The sequence below is a fragment of the Novosphingobium beihaiense genome, assembly GCF_022832375.1.
Lineage (GTDB): Bacteria > Pseudomonadota > Alphaproteobacteria > Sphingomonadales > Sphingomonadaceae > Novosphingobium > Novosphingobium beihaiensis.
In genome coordinates this window covers 1-18,716 of sequence record NZ_JALHLG010000062.1, presented here as the reverse complement: position 1 = coordinate 18,716, position 18,716 = coordinate 1, and the positions used below count along the sequence as shown (strand labels likewise).

Annotated in this window: 23 protein-coding genes; 11 read left to right on the top strand and 12 right to left on the bottom strand. The window is 64.7% G+C overall.

Going from position 1 to position 18,716, the window contains the following annotated elements; all coding sequences use genetic code 11:
- Window positions 1-314: 314 nt before the first annotated feature.
- The 12 genes from MTR66_RS20070 to MTR66_RS20015 all read right to left on the bottom strand — a co-directional run bounded on the left by MTR66_RS20070 (window position 315) and on the right by MTR66_RS20015 (window position 11,278).
- A complete protein-coding gene (locus MTR66_RS20070; RefSeq protein WP_243924287.1) occupies window positions 315-632 on the bottom strand; it encodes a hypothetical protein in 318 nt (105 codons plus the stop codon).
- Between the two features lie 371 nt (window positions 633-1,003).
- Window positions 1,004-1,465, bottom strand: a complete 462-nt coding sequence (locus tag MTR66_RS20065; protein WP_243924286.1) for a hypothetical protein — start codon at window positions 1,463-1,465, stop codon at window positions 1,004-1,006.
- Complete coding sequence (locus tag MTR66_RS20060) at window positions 1,462-2,775, bottom strand: FliI/YscN family ATPase (RefSeq protein ID WP_243924285.1); 1,314 nt, start codon at window positions 2,773-2,775, stop codon at window positions 1,462-1,464. Before MTR66_RS20060 ends, MTR66_RS20065 begins: the two co-directional genes overlap by 4 nt.
- A complete protein-coding gene (locus tag MTR66_RS20055) occupies window positions 2,765-3,385 on the bottom strand; it encodes a FliH/SctL family protein (RefSeq protein ID WP_243924284.1) in 621 nt (206 codons plus the stop codon). Before MTR66_RS20055 ends, MTR66_RS20060 begins: the two co-directional genes overlap by 11 nt.
- A complete protein-coding gene (locus MTR66_RS20050; RefSeq protein WP_243924283.1) occupies window positions 3,382-3,960 on the bottom strand; it encodes a hypothetical protein in 579 nt (192 codons plus the stop codon). Before MTR66_RS20050 ends, MTR66_RS20055 begins: the two co-directional genes overlap by 4 nt.
- Window positions 3,957-4,721, bottom strand: coding sequence for a type III secretion system inner membrane ring lipoprotein SctJ (gene sctJ / locus MTR66_RS20045; protein ID WP_243924282.1), 765 nt, complete (start codon window positions 4,719-4,721; stop codon window positions 3,957-3,959). The genes MTR66_RS20050 and sctJ overlap by 4 nt, the downstream gene beginning before the upstream one ends.
- Before the next feature lie 23 nt (window positions 4,722-4,744).
- Window positions 4,745-5,146 (bottom strand): hypothetical protein, encoded by a 402-nt coding sequence (locus tag MTR66_RS20040; protein ID WP_243924277.1) that lies wholly within the window; start codon window positions 5,144-5,146, stop codon window positions 4,745-4,747.
- Between the two features lie 2 nt (window positions 5,147-5,148).
- Window positions 5,149-5,463: a hypothetical protein gene (locus tag MTR66_RS20035; protein WP_243924276.1), complete on the bottom strand. Its 315-nt coding sequence runs from the start codon at window positions 5,461-5,463 to the stop codon at window positions 5,149-5,151.
- Window positions 5,464-5,497: 34 nt separating this feature from the next.
- Window positions 5,498-6,703, bottom strand: a complete 1,206-nt coding sequence (locus MTR66_RS20030) for a SctD/MshK family protein (RefSeq protein WP_243924275.1) — start codon at window positions 6,701-6,703, stop codon at window positions 5,498-5,500.
- Window positions 6,704-6,705: 2 nt separating this feature from the next.
- Entirely contained in the window at window positions 6,706-8,559 is a 1,854-nt protein-coding gene (sctC, locus tag MTR66_RS20025) for a type III secretion system outer membrane ring subunit SctC (RefSeq protein WP_243924274.1), read from the bottom strand.
- The gene (locus MTR66_RS20020) at window positions 8,556-10,523 is read right to left on the bottom strand and encodes a flagellar biosynthesis protein FlhA (protein WP_327194535.1); all 1,968 of its coding nucleotides are present in this window, start codon (window positions 10,521-10,523) and stop codon (window positions 8,556-8,558) included. Before MTR66_RS20020 ends, sctC begins: the two co-directional genes overlap by 4 nt.
- Entirely contained in the window at window positions 10,520-11,278 is a 759-nt protein-coding gene (locus MTR66_RS20015; RefSeq protein WP_243924273.1) for a lytic transglycosylase domain-containing protein, read from the bottom strand. The genes MTR66_RS20020 and MTR66_RS20015 overlap by 4 nt, the downstream gene beginning before the upstream one ends.
- Before the next feature lie 457 nt (window positions 11,279-11,735).
- On the opposite strand from MTR66_RS20015, the gene MTR66_RS20010 reads away from it, so the two are divergent.
- The 11 genes from MTR66_RS20010 to MTR66_RS19960 form a co-directional block, all read left to right on the top strand.
- Window positions 11,736-12,863 (top strand): EscU/YscU/HrcU family type III secretion system export apparatus switch protein, encoded by a 1,128-nt coding sequence (locus MTR66_RS20010; protein ID WP_243924272.1) that lies wholly within the window; start codon window positions 11,736-11,738, stop codon window positions 12,861-12,863.
- 77 nt (window positions 12,864-12,940) lie between these two features.
- Window positions 12,941-13,267 carry a flagellar biosynthetic protein FliO gene (locus tag MTR66_RS20005; RefSeq protein WP_243924270.1) on the top strand — a complete coding sequence of 109 codons (327 nt, stop codon included), beginning with the start codon at window positions 12,941-12,943 and terminating at the stop codon, window positions 13,265-13,267.
- A complete protein-coding gene (locus tag MTR66_RS20000; RefSeq protein ID WP_243924268.1) occupies window positions 13,264-13,989 on the top strand; it encodes a hypothetical protein in 726 nt (241 codons plus the stop codon). The genes MTR66_RS20005 and MTR66_RS20000 overlap by 4 nt, the downstream gene beginning before the upstream one ends.
- Window positions 13,982-14,341: a FliM/FliN family flagellar motor C-terminal domain-containing protein gene (locus tag MTR66_RS19995; protein WP_243924267.1), complete on the top strand. Its 360-nt coding sequence runs from the start codon at window positions 13,982-13,984 to the stop codon at window positions 14,339-14,341. The genes MTR66_RS20000 and MTR66_RS19995 overlap by 8 nt, the downstream gene beginning before the upstream one ends.
- A 3-nt stretch (window positions 14,342-14,344) precedes the next feature.
- The gene (gene sctR, locus MTR66_RS19990; protein WP_243924266.1) at window positions 14,345-15,025 is read left to right on the top strand and encodes a type III secretion system export apparatus subunit SctR; all 681 of its coding nucleotides are present in this window, start codon (window positions 14,345-14,347) and stop codon (window positions 15,023-15,025) included.
- 16 nt (window positions 15,026-15,041) lie between these two features.
- Window positions 15,042-15,311 (top strand): type III secretion system export apparatus subunit SctS, encoded by a 270-nt coding sequence (sctS, locus tag MTR66_RS19985; RefSeq protein ID WP_243924265.1) that lies wholly within the window; start codon window positions 15,042-15,044, stop codon window positions 15,309-15,311.
- 29 nt (window positions 15,312-15,340) lie between these two features.
- Window positions 15,341-16,105 (top strand): type III secretion system export apparatus subunit SctT, encoded by a 765-nt coding sequence (sctT, locus tag MTR66_RS19980; RefSeq protein WP_243924264.1) that lies wholly within the window; start codon window positions 15,341-15,343, stop codon window positions 16,103-16,105.
- Window positions 16,102-16,488 carry a helix-turn-helix domain-containing protein gene (locus MTR66_RS19975; protein WP_243924262.1) on the top strand — a complete coding sequence of 129 codons (387 nt, stop codon included), beginning with the start codon at window positions 16,102-16,104 and terminating at the stop codon, window positions 16,486-16,488. Before sctT ends, MTR66_RS19975 begins: the two co-directional genes overlap by 4 nt.
- A 228-nt stretch (window positions 16,489-16,716) precedes the next feature.
- Window positions 16,717-17,364: a hypothetical protein gene (locus MTR66_RS19970; protein WP_243924260.1), complete on the top strand. Its 648-nt coding sequence runs from the start codon at window positions 16,717-16,719 to the stop codon at window positions 17,362-17,364.
- Window positions 17,365-17,639: 275 nt separating this feature from the next.
- Entirely contained in the window at window positions 17,640-18,299 is a 660-nt protein-coding gene (locus tag MTR66_RS19965) for a DUF6683 family protein (protein ID WP_243924259.1), read from the top strand.
- A 33-nt stretch (window positions 18,300-18,332) separates the two neighbouring features.
- Window positions 18,333-18,716: hypothetical protein (locus tag MTR66_RS19960; RefSeq protein WP_407673087.1), on the top strand; the 384-nt coding region annotated here is incomplete at its 3' end.

Genomic DNA, 18,716 nt, shown 5'->3' with positions numbered 1-18,716 from the left:
TCAAAGCCACACGGCTAACCACCGCTTCATTTGTGCAACAAAGCCTTCCATGATACGGATGCGTTGGCCGCGACCTCGGCACGCTGCTCGCCAAACCGCGCATTGCCGAAGGGCGCACTACGGGCGTCTGGATTATCGGCGCCGTGCGCAGCGGCAACATCGTCAGCCTCTCACAAGGCGATCTTGGAAGCCTTGCCTGAAACCGATCGCGAAGCGCGCCTTGCGAATGCCCGCGAAATGCTGACTGTGGCGGGGGCACATCGCGTCATTGGCACAGTTGCGGATCTGCCCGGGGCACTCGCGTCGATCCCGCTTCATACTTGAACGCGCAATGGCCCCAGGCAGGCAATAGCAAGGCCGCGCGCTTCCAGCCTGAGGCGCAAGGTGTTCTCGCGGTTTTCTGTTTCCTGATCGTCCTGAGGGCCGCTGCCTTGCGTATCATAGGCAATCGATAACCCGCCGCTATCTGCACTTCCTTCGACCACTACCTTCGGGACGCCGTATATGCGTGGGTCGAGATGGACCTGGCTTTGCCCGCTGCTGGCCTGCTGGAGATGAAGCCGTTCGGCAAACTGTGCGGCAAGCCCGCAATTGATGGCCGGCGGGGCTGAAACGGCGCTCACCGCGTACATGGCAGGGCTGGCGTGCAGCCCTGTGCGGGCCCCGTCTGGCGCTCCCACGCCGCCGGGTGTCTCGTCGCCCGCGTCTGCTTTGGCAGCACGCTTGCGGGCATCGGATGGGGGACCGGTTCGGGCCGCGCTGTCCACGAGGCTGGAAGGCATCTGTTCCGTCGCGAGCCTTTCGCAGGCAGGCGTCAATGGGGCCGTATCCGGCTGCAAGGGGCGCTTCTCTTTGCGCTTGTCGGCCCCTTGCCGCTGGAGCGCCTCTTGAAAGCCGCCGCGGGTTTCTGCGTCCTGGGGAGGCCAAGGCCAAGGGGGCTTGGGCGAAGGAGAAGGGGAAGGGGAAGGGGAAGGGCTATGGGGCGGAGAGGGGGCCGTCCAAGTCATATCCGTATCTTGCCCGGCTGCGGGCCGTCCTGCCGCGCGCGTTCCTGTTTGCGGGCGGCGCGGCGCAAATCGGCGCGGCGGGCCGTGTCGAATTCGGTTTCCAGCGCATCGAAGCGGACTTGCGCACGGTGGTGGGAGGCGCGCGTTTCGGCAAGGCTTGCGGCGGTGCGTGCAGCTTCTTCCCGTGCCTTTTCCTCGGCCTCGCGCGTTTCGGCCAGGCGGCTTTGCTGGGTGATCAGATAGTCCGAAACCAGCGCATCGGCAGGGTTGCGGGCGCGGAAGAAGAGAGCGGCTTCATGGCTGTCAGAGGCCTTTGCCACGGCATCGCATCGTCTGGCATGTTCGGCCCGGCAACGTTCGTTCTCGCGGCGTTCCTCGATCACAGCGCGCTCAAGCCGGTCCCGCTGGTGCCCGCGCACGCGCAGCATGACGCGCAGTTTGTCGACAGCTTCGCTCATGGTTCGAATCCTCTCAGAAGTGCCATTGTCGTTTCGAAACCGCTGCGCTGGCGGCTGCTCTGGCGCAGGAAGGCATCCATGCCCTCGCGCGCGGCCAGGGCCCGGTCGGCCAGAGCATCCTGTCCGGGCTTGTAGTCGCCCAGCTGGACCAGCAGTTCGATCTCGCCCAAGCGGGACAGCAGCGCTCGCAACTCTCCTGCCGCGCGCTGCTGTTCCGGGGCGGCGAGTTGCGTGAACAGGCGGCTCTGGCTCGCCAGAACGTCTATCGCCGGATAGTGGCCCTTCGCTGCCAGCTTGCGGGACAGGTAGATGTGCCCGTCCAGCAGCGAGCGGACTTCCTCGCCGATGGGATCGTCTTCCTCGTCCTCCAGAAGCACGGTGTAGATACCGGTGATAGCCCCCTTATTGTCCGTGCCTGCGCGTTCGAACAGGCAGGGCAGTTCGGCAAAGACGGAAGGGGGGAACCCGCGCCGCACCGGGGGTTCGCCTGCGGCCAGACCGATTTCGCGAAGAGCCCGGGAATAGCGTGTGACCGAGTCCATGAGAAGCAGGACATGGAGCCCCTCGGCCCGGAAGCCTTCGGCGACAGCAGTGGCGGCATGGGCCGCGCGGGCCCGTTCGAGCGCGGGCCGGTCGGACGTGGCAACGATCACGACGGCCCGTGAAAGGCCATCGGGGCCAAGCGTGTCTTCCACGAATTCACGAACTTCGCGTCCGCGCTCGCCGATGAGCGCGATCACCGTGACGTCGGCGTGGGACTGGCGCGCCAGCATGCCCAGCAGCGTGCTCTTGCCCCCGCCCGCCGCGGCGAAGACGCCCACGCGCTGGCCGCGCCCGACCGGCAACATCCCGTCGATGGCGCGAATGCCCGTTTCCAGCATCGTGTCAATGCGCGCGCGAGCCATGGGGTTGGGGGCGGCGGCATAGAGTGGACGGCGTGTTCCGGCGCGTACCGGTTCGCCGCCGTCGAGCGGGCGCAGCCGCGCATCCAGAACGCGGCCGAGCAGGTCTGCCGTGACGGGAACTTCGTCCTCGCCCGTGCGCACGGTGATTTCGGTTTCGCCGGACAGGCCGCGCAAGTCTCCCATCGGGGCGAGCAGAACGTCCCCGTCCGACAGGCCGACCACTTCTGCCAGCAGCGCGGTGTTTCCCTCCGCGTCGAGCAGGGCGCAGGTCTGGCCGATGCGGGCACTGATTCCCCCTGCACGGATGGCCGTGCCGATCGCGCCTTTCACGCGCCCGCGCTGTTCGAATGCCGGGGCTTCGGCGAGCTGGCCGAAGAGATTGCGGACCTGGCTGTCAATCGACATGGCGGTTTCCCCAGCGTTGCGCGATGGCGGCGATCTGATGGTCAAGATCGGCGATTACCCGGCCGGAGGCGGTGACGATCCGGCATTGGTGGGCGGCGAGCGCCGGATCGGCACGCACGCGCACGGCAGGCTGGCTGGCCTCGGCGCTGGTATCACTGGCCGCAAAGGCTTCCCCAAGGGGCCCGGCAAAAGCAGGGGCGACACTGACTTCCACGGCGCCTGCGGGAAGCACGCTGGCAACGGCCCGGCGCGCCAGACCTTCCAGCATGGCTTCTTCGCCGATATCGCTGGTCATGCAGCGCAGCGCGGCCAGGGCAAGGCTGGCAAGCCGGGTTTCCTGCTCCGCGCGGTCGGCGTTCACTTGCCGGGTCAATTCCGCGATGGCTTTCAGAAAGGCGGCGCGGCCTTCTTCGCGGCCTTCGGCCAGGCCGCGTTCGCGGGCTGCCTGTTCCGCGGCGCGGGCGCGGGCTGCGGCATCTTCATGAAGTGCATGGGTGGCGGCCAGAAGCGCGGAGGCGTCGGACAGCCCAGTCCGTTCTGCGGCCTTCAATACTGGCCTGTCCGTGGCAAGAAGCGCGTGGCCATCGTTGTGCAGGAGATAGTAGGTCATGGCCGGTAACTCGCGGGCGGCGGCCCTCCTAACAGGAGATGTTCGGCCTGGGCGGTGTGATACGCAGTCAGTGCGCCGTCTGCCGAAGCGCTTGCGCAACTGGCCGCAGGCGGGGCAGGCAGAGCGGCTTGCAGCACCGGCGGCAGGCCTTTGCGTGCCAGGGCGTGCCCGGACGCGGCCAGCTCTTCGGGGGGCGGCAGCGGCAGCGTGCCCTTGGCGGTTTCGTCCAGCGCCAGCGCGCGTTCGAACAGGGCCTCACCGAAAGGGGCGGCATAAAGCCGCAGGTCGCGGCCGGAAATGACTTGCGTTAGAGCTTTTCCGGAAGCCAGAAGCGCGGTGAGGGCGAAGACCCGGTCCTGTTCGGACGCGCTGAGGGCAGGCCATTGCGGCCAGCAGGCCAGTTCCGCGAAACTGGGGGGAGCAGCGGCTTCTGCGTCTTTTCCTGCCCGTCGTGCGAACCGTTCGCCGCGCGAAGGAAGGAGGCCATGGCCCGCTGCAAAACGGGCGTTCCGCCTGACGCGGGCGCGGCCGCGTATTCCGGCATTGGATGTCTTGCGTTTCGACGCCTCGTTCACCGCGCCGTTCCCGTCAGGCTGCGGGGTTCGTCCGGAGCGCTCCCATGCGCCGCGCGGCGCTGTGCCGGAGAGCGGCGCAGGAACAGCGCAGCCCCCAAGCCGCCAAGCCCGAAAAAGCCCAGCCCCGCAGCGATCCACGGCGCGGCGGCGCCGCCAATGGCGGTGCTTGCGGGGGGCGTGGGGCGGCCCGGCACCATGACTACCGAAACCCGGTCATAGGCAAGGCCCTCGATACTGTTGGTCACGAGCGACTTGATCGCGCCCGTCTCGCTGCGCAGATCGTAACCGGGCCGGTATTTCACGAAGACCGCCGCGGAGCTGGGCTTCATTGTGTTGGAGAGCGGATCCGGCTCGGGGATTGCCAGGTGCACGCGGGCTTGCACCACGCCGTCGATCTCGCTCACGGTGTGGCTCAGTTCCTGCGAAAGCCCATAGATCAGCCGCGCACGTTCCTCGACAGGAGAGGAGACAAAGCCCTTCTTTTCGAACACTTCGCCCAGCGAGGCGAAATGATCTCCGGGAAGCCCGCGCGCGTCGAGGACTTCCACCGCGTGCGCGAAATCCTCCGGTGCGACGGCGATGGACCAGCGCCCTTCGCCTGCCATTTTCTTGGTCGCATCGACATCGGCCTGACGCAGGGCGGCCACCGCTTCGTTCGCCTGGCTCTCGGGCAGGTCTCCGTAGACTTCCTGTTGCCCGCAGGCGGCAAGGCCCAGAAGGCAGGACAGGGCCAGGATCTGGCCCATTCTTGTCAGCGGCATGGCCGGGCCTCCCTTGCTTTGCATCAGCCTTGCTGCCGGAACAGTTGCTGGATGCCATCCGAACTGCGGTTGGCGATGTTCGAAGTGAGCTGGCAATGGAACATGAATTCCTGGCAGCGCATCGTCAGCTGGACGATCTCGCCGGGCGTCAACTCGCTGCCCGAAGTTTCGGCCGTGCGGGCGTATTCGGTCACGCTTTTCGCTTCACCGTTCACATGGTCGAGCATTTCCAGCATGTCCCGGATGGCCGGAGGGACTTCGGCGGCCGGGGTGGGCGCCGCCGTAGCGTTCAGACCGGCCTGGCCGAGTGCCGCGTTGAACTGGCTGGCCAGCTCAGGCGCGGGTTCCTGCGGCAGGGCCGGTCCCAGCGTGCTGATGCGCGGAGGCGGAACGGCAGAGGCCGCCGCAATGCTTTCCATCGCCATCGTCAGCCCTTGCGTGCCATCGTTTCGAGCGCCTTGCCGATGCTGTCGAGCGAACTGTGAGAGCTATTCGAAATGAAGCTCATCTGCAGCGAGAGCGCGGTCAGTTCGGTGATCTGCGAGGGGTTGTCCCCGCCCTGATTGGCGACCACGTCGGACTGCTGTTCGATCTGTGCGGCCTGGTTGTCGAGCGCTTTGCCCCAGGCGGCGGCAAAGGCTTCGAACCAGTTGTCGGAGGCAGAGCCCTGCTGCATCCGGTTGCCGGTCAACGGGGTCGCGGCAAGCATCGCGGTATCGGCATTGGCGGTTACGTTGGTCATGTGCCTGTCCTTCATGGTGGAGTTGCAAAGGGGATCAGAGGCGAAGCTCCTCGGTTCGGCCGTCCTTTTCGAGGCGGACGGAATCCTTCCCGACGGAAATGAGCCGGTGCCCGCTGGGCAGCACGGCGCCGGGAAACCAGCGCGATCCGTCGGCCGTGACGATGTAGCCCGGATCGGAAACGAGCGTGGCGATCCCCGCGCCCGAGCGGGCGAAGAAGCTTTGCAGCGGATTGCCTCCCAGCGCGTCGTCGATGCGGAACGAGACGGCGCCAAGGCCCGGCAGATCGCGCTTGAGCATGGTGCGCAGCTCGTCCTGCCGCCCGCCTGCCATATAGGCTGCGCTTACTTCCACGGCGCGGGGGCGCCCGGGGGCCGGGGCAACCGTGGCTTCGATTCCCTGCGCGTGCAGGATCTCCTCGGCGGCCCCGGCCAGCGCTGCATTCGACGTGACATCGACCATGACAGGTACGGGATAGGCCGCGGCGAGCTTGCGCAGCTGGGCCAGTTCGCTCTCACTGGCGACCACGCCCGAGACAATCAGCGCGCCTGCACCGTCCGGTTCAACGGCAAGCCCCTGGATGCCCGCTTCGGCAAGCTGATCGCCGAAGCTGGAGGGCAATTCGCGGCTGGCTTCAAGGCTGGACCGCATCAGCCCGGCGGCGGCCAGCAGCAGGAGCAGAGAGACGGCGCAGATGGCCAGGCGCGGCCCGCTGACGCGCTCTTCCAGCTTACGCCACTGCAGGCATGCCTTGCGCCAGATCCGGTCCAGCAGGCTGGGGGCGGGCAGGGGCGTTGCGGGGCCGCCCTCCGGTCCTTCGGCCAGGCGTGCGGTCTCGTCCCAGCGTTCGGATTCCGCCTGCCCGTGGGCCAGCGTGAATTCGCCGAAGCGGAAGGGCAGATAGGGCGGCAGGTGCGCCTCGTCGTCCGTTTCCAGATCGCGCCCCAGAAGCTGTGCGCGCCCTTTCAGGACCCGCAGCACCGCGCTTTCGCCGCGCCGGGTCAGTTCCAGCACCGTTCCCGATGTGCCCGTGCCGCGCAGAACGACATCGTTGGCCAGGGCGTGGCCAATGCAGATCCGTTCGTTGGCGCCCAGAGGATAAGACTTCCCGGCAAGGCGCCCGGAGACGACACGCAACACGCTTCCGGGCGCGGCCGGCAGGGCCGCGCCGCTGCCGGAGCCAAGGTCCAGACCGTCCCCTGTCCGCTCGGCGGAAATCGTGCCGGGGGCGCTTGCAGCCATGCCTATCCCTTCGCCTTGCTGATGGCCCCGGTGTGCAGTGGGGCAGAGGGTTTCATTCCCAGCCCGTTTCCGGGCGCGGCGGCAGGCAGGGCAAGCCCGGCTGCCGTATCGAGGTCGATCAGGCGCGGGGTGATGAGAAACAGCCGCTCGGTGCGCTGCCGCTGCTTTCTGCTGGACTTGAACAAGTTGCCCAGGATGGGGATGTCCTTCAGCAGCGGTATCCCGCTTTCCGCGTCATATTGGGCATTGACGGTCAGCCCGCCCAAAAGCAGCCCCTCCCCTTCGTTGATGAGCGCCTGGGTGTTGACACTGGCGCGTTCGACCACCGGAATGTCGTCCACCTTGCTGTTGAGCACTGTGCCGTCTTCCACGCCGATAACCATGCGGATGCGCGGCCGCCCGTCCTCCGTCAGCACATGCGGGTTGACGCGCAGCACGGTTCCGGCGGTGACGTTGAACAAGTCCACCTGCCGGTCGCCCGCCACGCGCACGTAGAAAGTGCGGGTACGGTCGAATACGGCCTCGACGTTGGACAGGGTGACGAGCTGCGGGCGCGAGACGATCCTGGCCGCGCCTTCTTCCGCCAGTGCATTGACGCGCCCGATGAATTCGCGCCCGGAACCGATCACGCCGCGCAGCGAAAGGCCGTTGTTGACCGATCCGGTGTTGGCGATGTCAGTGGCCGGAATGCCCGAGCGGCGCACGATATCGCTGCCGAAAACCGAGTTGAAGCCTTCGCTGCGGATACGCCAGTTGAAGCCCAGCTCGCGCAGCTTGTCGATGTTGAGATCGATGATCGTGGCTTCCAGTTCGACGATCTGCGGGCGCACGTCGAGGGCCTGCACCAGCCCTTCGTAGGCGGGCATGTTTTCCGGCCGGTCCCGCACGATTAGCGCATTGAGCGAAGGGTCGATAGCGATGCGCGGCCCGGCATTTGGGGTGCGGGAAGGGGGCGGCGTTCTCTGGCGTTGGGGCAGCGGGGGCAGGCCAAGGTATTCGTCTTCGTAGGGAGCCGCGCGGCTCGGATCGGGGGGCACGGCATCGAGCCCGCGCCCGCCCAGCCGCGGCTGCGACTGGCGCACGGCAAGATCGCCATAACCGGCGACGATGCCGCCCGTTACCGGAGAGCCGTCGCCCATCACCCGCGAGAGCGTGGAGCCCACGCCGGGCACCCGGATCTGACGCCCGCCGGCGTTGAGCACGGTATCGTCGGCCCGGGCATAGCGCAGGTAGAAGACACGCAGTTCGTAGGGCTCGATCATGTCCGGCATGCTGTCCGCCGGGTGGGCCCTGGCCGTGCCTGCAGGGGCGATCTCACGCATGGCGGCCTGGTGGAGGCGCGGCAGGCCGCTGGCCAAATCCTCCACGCGGGCCAGATAGCGCGGCACGCCGGTGGCGATTACCGCGTCCTGAGAGGCGCGCTTCAGGCGGTTGTGCGCATCGCCGATCCCGGCGTTTGCGACTTGCCGCTCAAGCGAGGCGGCCTGTCCGCCGCCGGTCCGGATCGTGCGGCTTTCAACCTGATCGGCGCGATAGATGCTGACGATCGCGCCGTCGTAGTAGGCAACAAGGTTGAAGGCCCTGGAAATCTTGTCCCATATCTGTCGCGGAGGGCCGCGGAACTCGCCGTTGATCTTGCCCGTCACTTGCGGATCGACAGCGGCGCGCTGGCCCGTTGCCGCGAAGAATTCGCGCAGGAAATCGGCGATGGGCTGATCGCGCGCGACGAGGCCCACGGCGGTTTCCGGCATCGGCGGTTCGGCCGCCGGGGCGGACGTCGCGGACAAGACCAGTCCGGCCAGCAACGCGGGCACTGCCGTTTTGATACCGGCTTCCACTACAGTGCGATGGATCATTCGGCAGGCTCCATGGCCTTGCCGTACTCCACGGCATCGGGAACGCGGTCGAGCTGGCCCACGACATCGAGCGCGAGCGTGGGAGAAAGCTCGTTGAAGGCGAGAACCGGGACATCGAACAGTTCCGGCCCGATGAGGCGGCGCAGCGGCCGTCTCAGTTCGAAGGCTACGACAACCGCACGCGCGCCGCTGGAAAGCACTTCCTCGCGGATCATGCCGATCAGGGTGCGGGCATGCTCGGGCTCCATGCCCAGCCGCGCCACGCCATCCACCTGCCGCACATTGTCGCGCAGAAAGTGTTCCAGCTTGAGCCCGACGATCAGCACGCTCAGGCGTCCGCCAGAGCAGTAAGGCGGCGTCAGGTAGCGTTTGAGCGCGATCCGTGTGCGGTCGGCCAATGGCATGGCGTTGCGTTCGGATTGCCCGGCTTCCGCCAGCGCCTCCATCACGTCGCGCAAGTTGCGCATGGGCACTTCTTCCTCGGCAAGGAGGCGCAGCACTTCGGCGATCTTAGGGGCAGGCACGGCGCGCACCACTTCCTTGACGACATCGGGATAGTCCGCTCCGAGCTGGTTGAGCATGGCCGTGACTTCCTGCAGCCCCAGGAACTGGCCGATATTGCGCCGCAGGATGGCCTCGACTTCGGCACAGACGGCTTCCTCGAAATCCTCTTCGGGGACCGGCCCCCAGCCCGCAGGGGCGTCATAGAGGAACAGGGCCCAGGCGGGTTTCGGCCCGCTTGCCTGCGCCTGCACGATTTCGGCTGGAGGCACGGGCAGGCCAAGCCGGTGCTGCAGACGGCTGAGCATGGCGACCATGACCGCGCGCATCCGGTCCATTTCTTCGGCCGTGATCCGCGCATGGCTGAGTTCCAGAACCAGCGGGCGTACCGGCCGCAGCGGTGCAGGTTCGGCGGCGAGGATTTCGGGCGCTTGGGCCGGTGTGGAGTCGAGGCGGTTGAGATGGCCGGTGATCCACGTGCGCGATGCGGGCGTTTGCCAGGCGCCGCCTGCGGCAAGGGCCAGCGCCAGGCTCAGGAATACCAGCGTGGGAAAGCCGGGGATCAGCCCCAGCAGCACGCACAGCGCCGCCCCGATGAACAGGACGCGCGGCTTGCTGCCGATCTGGCGGGCGATGGCCTGTGCCAGGTCGCTTTCGCGGTCTTCGTCAGTGGTGCGGGTAACGAGCAGACCGGCCGCCATGGCGCTGAGCAGCGCGGGAAGCTGGGCGACAAGGCCATCGCCGATGGTGAGGATGGAATATGTTGTGACCGCGTTGCCCGCGCTCATCCCATGATAGAGGATGCCGATCGCCAGACCTCCGATCAGATTGACCAGAACGATGATGATCGAGGCGATGGCATCGCCTTTCACGAACTTCATCGCACCATCGAGGCTGCCGTGAAGGCGGCTTTCCAGTTCCAGGGTACGCCGCCGGGCGCGGGCCTCGTCCTTGCCGATGAGGCCGGAGCGCAGATCGCTGTCGATGGAAAGCTGCTTGCCCGGCATGGCATCGAGGCTGAAGCGCGCGGCCACTTCGGCCACGCGTTCGGCGCCTTTCGAAATGACCACGAACTGCACCACGGTGATGATCAGGAAGACGACAAGGCCCACGATCAGATTGCCGCCCGCGACCATTTCGCCGAACTGCTGGACGATATGCCCGGCCTCGGCATGGCCGAGGATCATGCGCGTGGTCGCGATCGAGAGCGACAGCCGGAACAGCGTGCTCAGAAGCAGGACAGTGGGGAACGTGGAGAAGTCGAGCGGCTTGGTGATGTAGAGCGTGCTGAGCAAAAGCAGCACGCCCAGCGTCATGTTCGATGCGATCAGAATGTCGAGCACGAGCGCGGGAAGCGGCAGGATCAGAAGCCCGACCACTGCCACAACGGCAAGGATCAGCACCAGATCCGGTGCCCGGAACCCGCTCGCCGGGAGTTTGCCTAGAAGTGCGCGCGCGTTCACAGGGGGTGTTCTGCCGGAGCGGAGCGCAGCGCGCTGTAACGTTTCAGGACCGTGGCGACATAAGCGCGGGTTTCGGCAAAAGGCGGGATGCGGTTGCCATACCTGGCGACGGCCCCATCGCCTGCGTTGTAGGCGCTCAGAATCAGCCCGAAGTCGCGCCCGTAGCGCTTCTGGAGCCGTTTCAGATGGCGCGCGCCGGCGTCGAGATTCGTCAGCGGGTCCAGCAGGCCGGCACTGTCCACACCAAGCCCGGCGCCGGTCGCGGGCATGACCTGCATCAGGCCGAGCGCTCCGGCGTGCGAACGGATTCGCGGGCGATAGGCGCTTTCGGTGCGTACCATTGCGTGGAGAAACAAGGGGTCGATGCGATAGCGGGCTGCCACCTGGCGGATTTCGCGGTCGAAGGCGGGGGCTGAGCCCGGCACCGCTGTCACGGCCTGATCCGGCCGCGTGGAAACGGGGTGCTTTTCATCGGCGTTGCTGCGGACCTTCTCCGGAACGCCGGGGATCCGGGTCATTGCAGGCTTGCGATGCACAGCGGGAGCATCCGTACCAAGCATCTTGTCCTCACACTGGGCGAGCGACTGAAAATTTTGCCGGGCCATAGCGTGCGAAACGCGGACAATGCTGGTGAGAGGGCAAGCAATAAAGGTACGGTGTTCAGGCTCGTCTGAAGCGAATGCATCCCGCGTGTTGAATGGCGAGAACATTAAAGAAGTAAGAGTTAGGGCGTAAACAACATATGTATTCTGCATATCGCAAAGCAGCCTCACCTAAAAAGTGACAAGATTTGCGTTACCGGAGCCGCCAGACCCAGATTTGTTATCGTCAATGTTGAACATCCCGCACATTTATTGTGGGCAGGACGGCGATTTCATTGCTCGCATCATCGCGATGGAGAAACAGATTTGCGATGACCTGTGCCGGGGGATGGATGAAGCAACGAAAATGTCGTTAACATTGCAGTAAATGTCTTCGAATGTGCGTCGGTATGACAAATATGACATCTATGTTCAGAATTATACATTTGATAACATTAAAAAATTTTTATAGTGTTTCAGAAATATAAGTTGACGTCGAATAATCCTCGCCATCTATAGTTGTTGTCAGATTCGGAGGCGCCGCCCCCTTCCGAGCCTGCATTGCTGAAGATATTCCAGCGATGCTGCCCGTTATCGTCATTTCATTCTCCAGGTGTCCGTGGAGCGGGAAATGGCAGACAAGAATGATGGCGGGGACAAGACTGAAAAGCCGACTCAAAAGAGGTTGCGCGATGCTCGCCGCAAGGGGGATGTCGCCAAATCGAAAGACTTCGGAAGCGCGATCGGCATGGCCGCCTGGCTCGTGCTTGCATTTTCGGCCACGTCATTCGTAGGAGCACGCCTGACCGGTCTTGCGCGGGAGGTCATTTCAGCCGCGCCGGATGGCGAGTTCGTGCCCCTGCTGCAGAACCTGGGCGCGGAAGCGGCAGGCCTCACATTGCTGGCGGCGGCCTTTACCCTGATCCCGGCCGCCGTCATCGGCATCGCGGGCGAATTCCTTCAAGTTGGCGCGCTGGTCACTACGGAAAAGCTGAAACCTGCCTTCGACAAGCTCAATCCGATGGAGGGGCTGAAGCGTATGGTCAGCCTGGATAACCTGTTCGAGCTGATCAAGACCCTGATCAAGGCGGTGCTGGTTCTGGGCGTGGCGGGACTGGTGCTGGCTGGCGGGATGGGCCGTTATGTGGAGGTTCTGAACGCTGCGCGCTGGCGTCCGCTGGGCGGGATGGGGCCGGTCGTCGCGGGGGAGACGCTTGCTCTCACGCGTTCGCTCACGGTGCAACTGATCGCGGGAACATTCGGAATTTTTCTGCTGGTGGGGTTTGCCGACAGGGCATGGACCCAGCACCGCTACATCAAGAAGATGATGATGAGCCGGCGCGACCTCAAGCAGGAGCACAAGGACAACGAAGGCGATCCCCACCTCAAAGGCCAACGCCGCCAGATGCATGAGGAATGGGCCAATCAGAACGCCGTGGGCGCTGCCGGGCAGGCCAGCGTTCTGCTTACCAACCCCACCCATATCGCCATCGCGCTCGACTATGATCCCGATGAATGCCCGGTTCCGGTGGTCGCGGCCAAAGGGGAAGGGCCGCTAGCCGCCGCGATGCGCCGCCGCGCCGCCGAAGAAGGGGTGCCGATCGTGCGCAACGTTCAATTGGCGCGAACCCTCTTTGCGACTGCCCCCGTCAACACGCTGATTCCGTCCGATCATTTCGATGCCATTGCCGAGATCATTCTCTGGGCGCGCCGTGCGCGTGCCGGTGAACTGCCGCTTGAACGTGAGGAGATGTCCTGAAGCCGGGCCATCTTTGCCCTTTCGCCGTTGTCCCCGCCGCCGCCCTGTCCCCGAGGCGTTCGCACGAGGTTGCTGTCATGAGTTTCGCCACTGTCTTTTCCAGTCTGTTCGCGGTTGTCCTGGCGTTGATTGCCGTCCTTGCCCTGGCGGCGCTGGCCCTCAAGGCGCTCCGGCACTGGCAGGACCGTTTCCAGCAGGGCGCCGAGGGAACAGGCCCGCAGATGCGCTTCCTGCGGGCCATGCCGCTTGGCCAGAACGAGCGTGCCGTACTGATGGAAGCGCAAGGCGAGGTTTTGCTGATAGGTGTGACAACAGGCGGAATCAGCCTGCTGGCGCGCTGGCCCGAACGCGAAAAGATGGGAGAGGGCCCGTCTCCAACTCCGGTGACGGGAGCGGATTCGTGAAGCTGGCTGGTCTTCCCGCGATCGCGCCGGACGAAGCCCTTTTCCGCAACACCGTCATGGAGGCGTTGAACGGCGCTTGTGCGGGTCATGCCGGTCTGACGGCGGCTATCCCGGAGCACCGCCCTGCCATTCCCGTCTGGTTCCACTGCCGCGATGGCATGGCCTTCGCCATCACGCATTGCGCAGGCGAGCCCGCCGTTTCGCCAGGGCAAACCGGCACGGCGCAGGCGGCCATGCTGCTCGACAGAGCGGAGCCTGTCCTGGCGGCCATCGAACAGGCACTTGGGATCGCGCTTGAGCCTGTCGGGCTGGCGCCTCTGCCCGAAATACCGGCGCGTATCACCGTGCGCATCGAGGCGCGGGAAGAGGGGGATGGAGCCAGCAGTACGGTGCGCGACAGGGTCTGGCTTGCGCTTTGTCCGGACACGCCTCTGGCCCCCGTTCGAGCGCCGTTTGCGCCCGCGTGCGTGGGTGCCGTGCCGGTGCCTGTGACGCTGGCGATCGAGGGGCCGCGCCTGGCGCCCGATCTGGCGGCGGATCTTGCTCCGGGCGATCTCGTACTGCTCGGCCCCGGGCCTCTCGCGGGCCAACTGCATCTGCCGGGCCGCGCGCCAGTGGCAGGCATGTTCGCGCCAGGCAGCCACTCTTTCACACCCGATCTTCCTGTTCCCTCTGCCCAAGGGAACTTCGTCTACCCAAAACAGGATGCCAGCGATGAGTGAAACCGCAGACCCGGCCGTTGCCAATTCGAAAAGCGCGCCCGGTCCCGATGGGCCCGCAAGCGATGCCGCACCGGGCAATACAGGCGCCTTTACCGTGGCCCTGCGCGTGGAGCTTGCCGAGATGCAGATCCCGCTGTCCCGCCTTCAGGCGATGGGGGAAGGCGCGGTGCTTGCGCTGGCCGCATCGCCGGGCCCGTTGCCCGTCCGGCTTGCCGTGGGCGATCGCGAACTGGCGCGCGGCACGCTCGTTTCGGTAGGCAGCGGCTATGGCATCCTTGTCGGCGATGACGGGCCGCCGGATGGGCCTTGCGATCAGGACACTTCAGCTTCTGCGCCTGACCAGGAGGCCTGAAGGATGGATCTGTCCACTTTCACGCCAAGTTCCGCGCTCGTTACAGTCATCCTTATCGCGCTGGCACCGTTCATCGCGGTTATGGTAACCAGTTTCACCAAGATCGTCGTCGTTCTCAGCCTCATCCGCAACGCGCTGGGGTTGCAGCAGGTGCCGCCGAACATTGTTCTGAACGGCCTCGCTCTGATCCTCTCTTTGTACGTGATGTATCCCACGATGCAGTCGATGCAGGCTGCGGTGGAAAGCCCAACTCATGCTGGCGCGGAAGGGCAGGACGCAACCGTTCCGGGCGGCAGCGATGCCTTGTTCCGCACTGCGGACAAGGCCAAGGAACCGCTGCGCGCCTTTCTCCTGGAGCACAGCAATCCGGATGAACGCGCCTTCTTCCAGCGCACCCAGGCCCGTGTGGCCGCCAAGTCCGGCACCAAGCCTGCCGCAGCGACCGACTTCGTGGTGATCGTGCCTGCCTTCGTGGTGAAGGAGCTGACGGCGGCCTTTCAGATCGGCTTCCTGATATTCCTGCCCTTTCTCGTCATCGATCTCGTCGTTTCCAACATCCTGATGGCCATGGGCATGATGATGCTTTCGCCAGTGACGATTTCGCTGCCGTTCAAGCTCTTGCTGTTCGTTCTCGTCGATGGCTGGGTGAATATCAGCCACGGCCTTGTCCTGAGTTACACATAGAAAGGGGCCTGGCGTCATGTCTCAGGATATCGTGGGCACGACCGTTGAGGCGTTGTGGCTGGTGCTGCTGCTGTCTGCACCGCCGATCATTGCGGCCTCCGCGGTCGGCCTGTTGGTCGCCGTGCTGCAGGCGGCAACCCAGCTTCAGGAGCAGACGCTTCAGTATACTCTGAAGTTCTTCGCCATCGTCCTCACCCTGTTCATCACCGCTTCGCTGGTGGGCAGCAGCCTCTATCAGTACGCCCACCAGATATTCACCGGGTTCCCCGGCATGGTGCGGGGCTGATCGGGATGGACGGCGGTTCGGGCGCCTGGATGAACCAGCTCCTGCTTGTCGGGCTGTCCTCGGCACGGTTCGGCTTTGCATTCGTGCTGGTGCCGATCTTCGCGCAGCAGACGATCCCCGCGATGGTGCGCAACAGCGTGATTGTGACGCTGGGTATGACGGCCTGGTTCGCGCAGCCGGTGATCGATCCGGCGGCGCTCTCCGCGCTCGAATGGGCAAGACTGCTGCTGAGAGAGGCGGCCGCAGGTTTGGTCATCGGCTTCTTCTTCGGCTCGGCCTTGTGGGCAATGCAGGCGGCGGGCGAAGTGATCGATGCCAAGATCGGGGCCACCATCGGGCAGGTGCTGGAGCCGCTGGGCGGGCAGATGACCTCGCTCAACGGCGCCCTTCTGGGCCGCTTGGCCAATGTGATCTTCGCTGCCGGAGGCGGCATCACCCTGCTCGTCGGGACTGTCATGGGAAGTTATGCGATCTGGCCGATGTCGGCTGATTGGCCGGAGCTCGACGCGCGCGGGCTGATCGTGTTCGAGAACGAGTTCGGCCGGCTCATGGCGCTCGTGGCGCTCTTTGCGGCGCCGGTTCTGGTCTTTCTCTATGTGATCGATGCGGGGCTGGGGCTGCTCAACCGGTTCGCCCAGCAGCTCAACGTTTTCTCGCTTTCGCTCTCGATCAAGAACTGGGCGGCGACGTTTCTGCTTGTCCTGCTCATACCGTTCTTTGCACAAGCCGTGCTGCGCGATCTCGGCACCCGGACGGCGCTTGCTGAAGCTGTCATCAAGGCGTTGGCCCAATGAACGGCTCCCGCTCCGCCAGCGATGAGGCTGCCATGGGCGCCGCCGGTGCCGGGGCAGAGGAAGAACGCCTGCGCGAGCTGATGCGCCTCCTGCGCAAGGCGGACGATGCGCAGGCGGGCGAACATTTCCTCGGAGAATTCCGCATCCCCGCCGCGCGCGTGCCGCTGCGCCACCACGCGGGCATGGCCACGCTCACCAAGGCGGAAGTGGCCGTCCTGCGCTTTCTGGGCTGGGGCCGGGCCAACCGGGATATCGCGACGGTGCTGGCCATCAGCGAGAACACCGTGCGCGTCCACCTCAACAACATGTGCAACAAGCTGGAACTGGACGGCGTGCGCGAACTGAACGCGCTGGCGGGCCTCCTGTTCTACCCGACGACCTGAAGCGTGCGTGGCGCGGTGCCGGTGAAACGATGGATGACGCCGGTGAGCGGAGGCGGCCTAAGCGATCCGATTAGGCCGCTAGTCGGATCGCGCAGAGCCGTAACCGCATGTCAGCGCCATAGTCGGCGGCGAAGGGACGGTCCTGCCGGAGGCGCATTGCCCGCCAGGAAACGGCGCCTCGCCCTTCAGGATCGATTTTTGCCAGACTTCTTATCAAGGAGAGACATTATGGGTTTGTTCGGCGGTCTTTCGCTTTCCTCCATCAATCCGCTCAACATCGCGCAGCTTGCCATGGGGCCTGCCGGATGGGCCTCGCTGGCGGCCAGCACGATGTTTTCCTCGTTCGGGCAGCAGGTCATCCAGCAACTCGGCACTTCGCTGGGCCTGCCGCAGCCGATGATCGACATCGCCCAGGCCGGTTTCGCCGGTACGATGGGCGACTACAACGGTGCTTTCAGCAACGTCAACGAAGCCGTCGAAGGCCTCGGCAGCCAGATCGGCATGAGTCTCACCGACATCGCTTCCAACCAGTCGTCTGCACAGAGCGCGGTTGATCGGATGGTCTCGATGATCACAGACCGCCTGCGCGAATCGGGCGTGGATACGTCCTCCACCGATTCCGGCGATGGCAGCCTGCTGATGAAGATCGCCAAGGCACTGGGTGAACTGCTCGACAACAAGATGACCCAGATGGCCAACCTTTCGGATGACATCGGCAACCTGGGCACAGTCGATAACAAGAACCAGTCCAAACTTGGCCAGCTCACTGGCGAACTGCAGGGACTGACTCAAGAAACCAGCCTACTTTCGAACGCTCTTGGCAACACGATCAAGTCGATCGGCGAAGCCAATACTACGCTTGCACGCAAGGGCTAACACCCTCTTCGCCGAAAAAGGCGATGCACAAATCCGGGTGCCATATTTTCGGCACCCGGATTTCTTTCTTTTTGCAGTATCATGACATCCTTTCGTCCCGAATGGATGTCGGAGCAGCGATGGCGCTCTAGCAGGCTGCATCATCGCAGGCATAGCTTCTCCGCCATATCATCCCGATGGAGATTCGTCCGATGAACCTTGTCCATCCGTTTGTCCGTGCGCTCACACTTTCTGCCTTCTCTTGCGTGTTAATGGCCGTTCCGGCTTCGGCAGATATGCAGCTCACCTATATCCCGATGGCAACGCCTTCGATCATGTACCCGGTCGTCACCAATCCTTGCCCCAACGGCATATGCCCATCTGTTTCCGACAGAGGAACGCCTCAACGGCGGGATTCCTCGGCAAGCACCAGCGCCGCATCCTCGGCCAAGCTGACCTTCTCTCCCTCGGCGCAGCGGCGCAAACAGAACCTCGCCCGCTTCGTGCAGAAGTCCAACGGCGATCCTTCGGTGAAGGCCTTCGCCGCGAAGGCCGGGCAACTCTATCCGCAAATGGAAAGGATGATGGGCGCGATCGGGCTCAACGCCAACAATGTGGCCGACACTTATGCCCTGTGGTGGATTTCCGCCTGGGACGCCGCCCATGGTGTGACTGGCACACGCCCGGCCAGCACCTACCAGGCCGTGAAGCGGCAGGCAGCCAGCGCAATTCTCGGCTCTTCCCAGTTCCGGAATGCCACGCCCGCACTCAAACAGGAAATGGCCGAGGCGCTGATCGCGCAGACCTTCTTCATCGATGGCAGCGTGGAAGACGCAAAGAACGACCCGCAAAAGCTGCGCCTCGTCGGTGCGGCCGTCGCCAAGGGCGCGCGCCGGATGGGCGTCGATCTTTCCGCCATGAAGCTGACGCCTGCCGGCTTTCGCAGCGGCAAGTGATCATCGTTGCGCCGTGGAGAAGGGAGCATCACAGTGAAGACGGCAACATGGATTTCAACCGCCGCGTTTGCCATCCTGTTGGCCGCACCTGCCAATGCACAGATCGGTCCCGCTCTCGACCCAGGTCTAATGGTGGGGTACACTGGAGCTGCCGCGGTCCACTATGATAACGCACGCCGCTCGTCCGCATCGAAGCCACCGCCGTCCACCCGCAGTTTAAGACTCTCGGCAACCTCTTCCGATGCGGCCTTGCCTTCCGCAGCCAGCCTTTCCTACCGGCCGAGAGCCACAGTGCGTAAACAGAATTTCGCGCAATTTGTCGCCCAGACTCGCGCCGTCGATCCGGACGGCGCTGAAAAACTCCAGCATTTGCTAACGTCCGTGGACGTCATGAACGAAGTGCAAAAGCAACTCGGA

Bases quoted from the DNA above. Each gene is read 5' to 3' on its own strand.
- sctT (WP_243924264.1), top strand. From the start codon at position 15,341: ATGAACCAGCTCCTGCTTGTCGGGCTGTCCTCGGCACGGTTCGGCTTT.
- MTR66_RS20015 (WP_243924273.1), bottom strand. From the start codon at position 11,278: ATGCAGAATACATATGTTGTTTACGCCCTAACTCTTACTTCTTTAATG.
- sctC (WP_243924274.1), bottom strand. From the start codon at position 8,559: ATGATCCATCGCACTGTAGTGGAAGCCGGTATCAAAACGGCAGTGCCC.
- MTR66_RS19965 (WP_243924259.1), top strand. From the start codon at position 17,640: ATGCAGCTCACCTATATCCCGATGGCAACGCCTTCGATCATGTACCCG.
- MTR66_RS20060 (WP_243924285.1), bottom strand. From the start codon at position 2,775: ATGTCGATTGACAGCCAGGTCCGCAATCTCTTCGGCCAGCTCGCCGAA.
- MTR66_RS20070 (WP_243924287.1), bottom strand. From the start codon at position 632: ATGTACGCGGTGAGCGCCGTTTCAGCCCCGCCGGCCATCAATTGCGGG.
- MTR66_RS20035 (WP_243924276.1), bottom strand. From the start codon at position 5,463: ATGACCAACGTAACCGCCAATGCCGATACCGCGATGCTTGCCGCGACC.
- sctJ (WP_243924282.1), bottom strand. From the start codon at position 4,721: ATGCCGCTGACAAGAATGGGCCAGATCCTGGCCCTGTCCTGCCTTCTG.
- MTR66_RS20010 (WP_243924272.1), top strand. From the start codon at position 11,736: ATGGCAGACAAGAATGATGGCGGGGACAAGACTGAAAAGCCGACTCAA.
- MTR66_RS19975 (WP_243924262.1), top strand. From the start codon at position 16,102: ATGAACGGCTCCCGCTCCGCCAGCGATGAGGCTGCCATGGGCGCCGCC.
- MTR66_RS19970 (WP_243924260.1), top strand. From the start codon at position 16,717: ATGGGTTTGTTCGGCGGTCTTTCGCTTTCCTCCATCAATCCGCTCAAC.
- sctS (WP_243924265.1), top strand. From the start codon at position 15,042: ATGTCTCAGGATATCGTGGGCACGACCGTTGAGGCGTTGTGGCTGGTG.
- MTR66_RS20065 (WP_243924286.1), bottom strand. From the start codon at position 1,465: ATGAGCGAAGCTGTCGACAAACTGCGCGTCATGCTGCGCGTGCGCGGG.
- MTR66_RS20040 (WP_243924277.1), bottom strand. From the start codon at position 5,146: ATGGCGATGGAAAGCATTGCGGCGGCCTCTGCCGTTCCGCCTCCGCGC.
- MTR66_RS20030 (WP_243924275.1), bottom strand. From the start codon at position 6,703: ATGGCTGCAAGCGCCCCCGGCACGATTTCCGCCGAGCGGACAGGGGAC.
- MTR66_RS20055 (WP_243924284.1), bottom strand. From the start codon at position 3,385: ATGACCTACTATCTCCTGCACAACGATGGCCACGCGCTTCTTGCCACG.
- MTR66_RS19995 (WP_243924267.1), top strand. From the start codon at position 13,982: ATGAGTGAAACCGCAGACCCGGCCGTTGCCAATTCGAAAAGCGCGCCC.
- sctR (WP_243924266.1), top strand. From the start codon at position 14,345: ATGGATCTGTCCACTTTCACGCCAAGTTCCGCGCTCGTTACAGTCATC.
- MTR66_RS20005 (WP_243924270.1), top strand. From the start codon at position 12,941: ATGAGTTTCGCCACTGTCTTTTCCAGTCTGTTCGCGGTTGTCCTGGCG.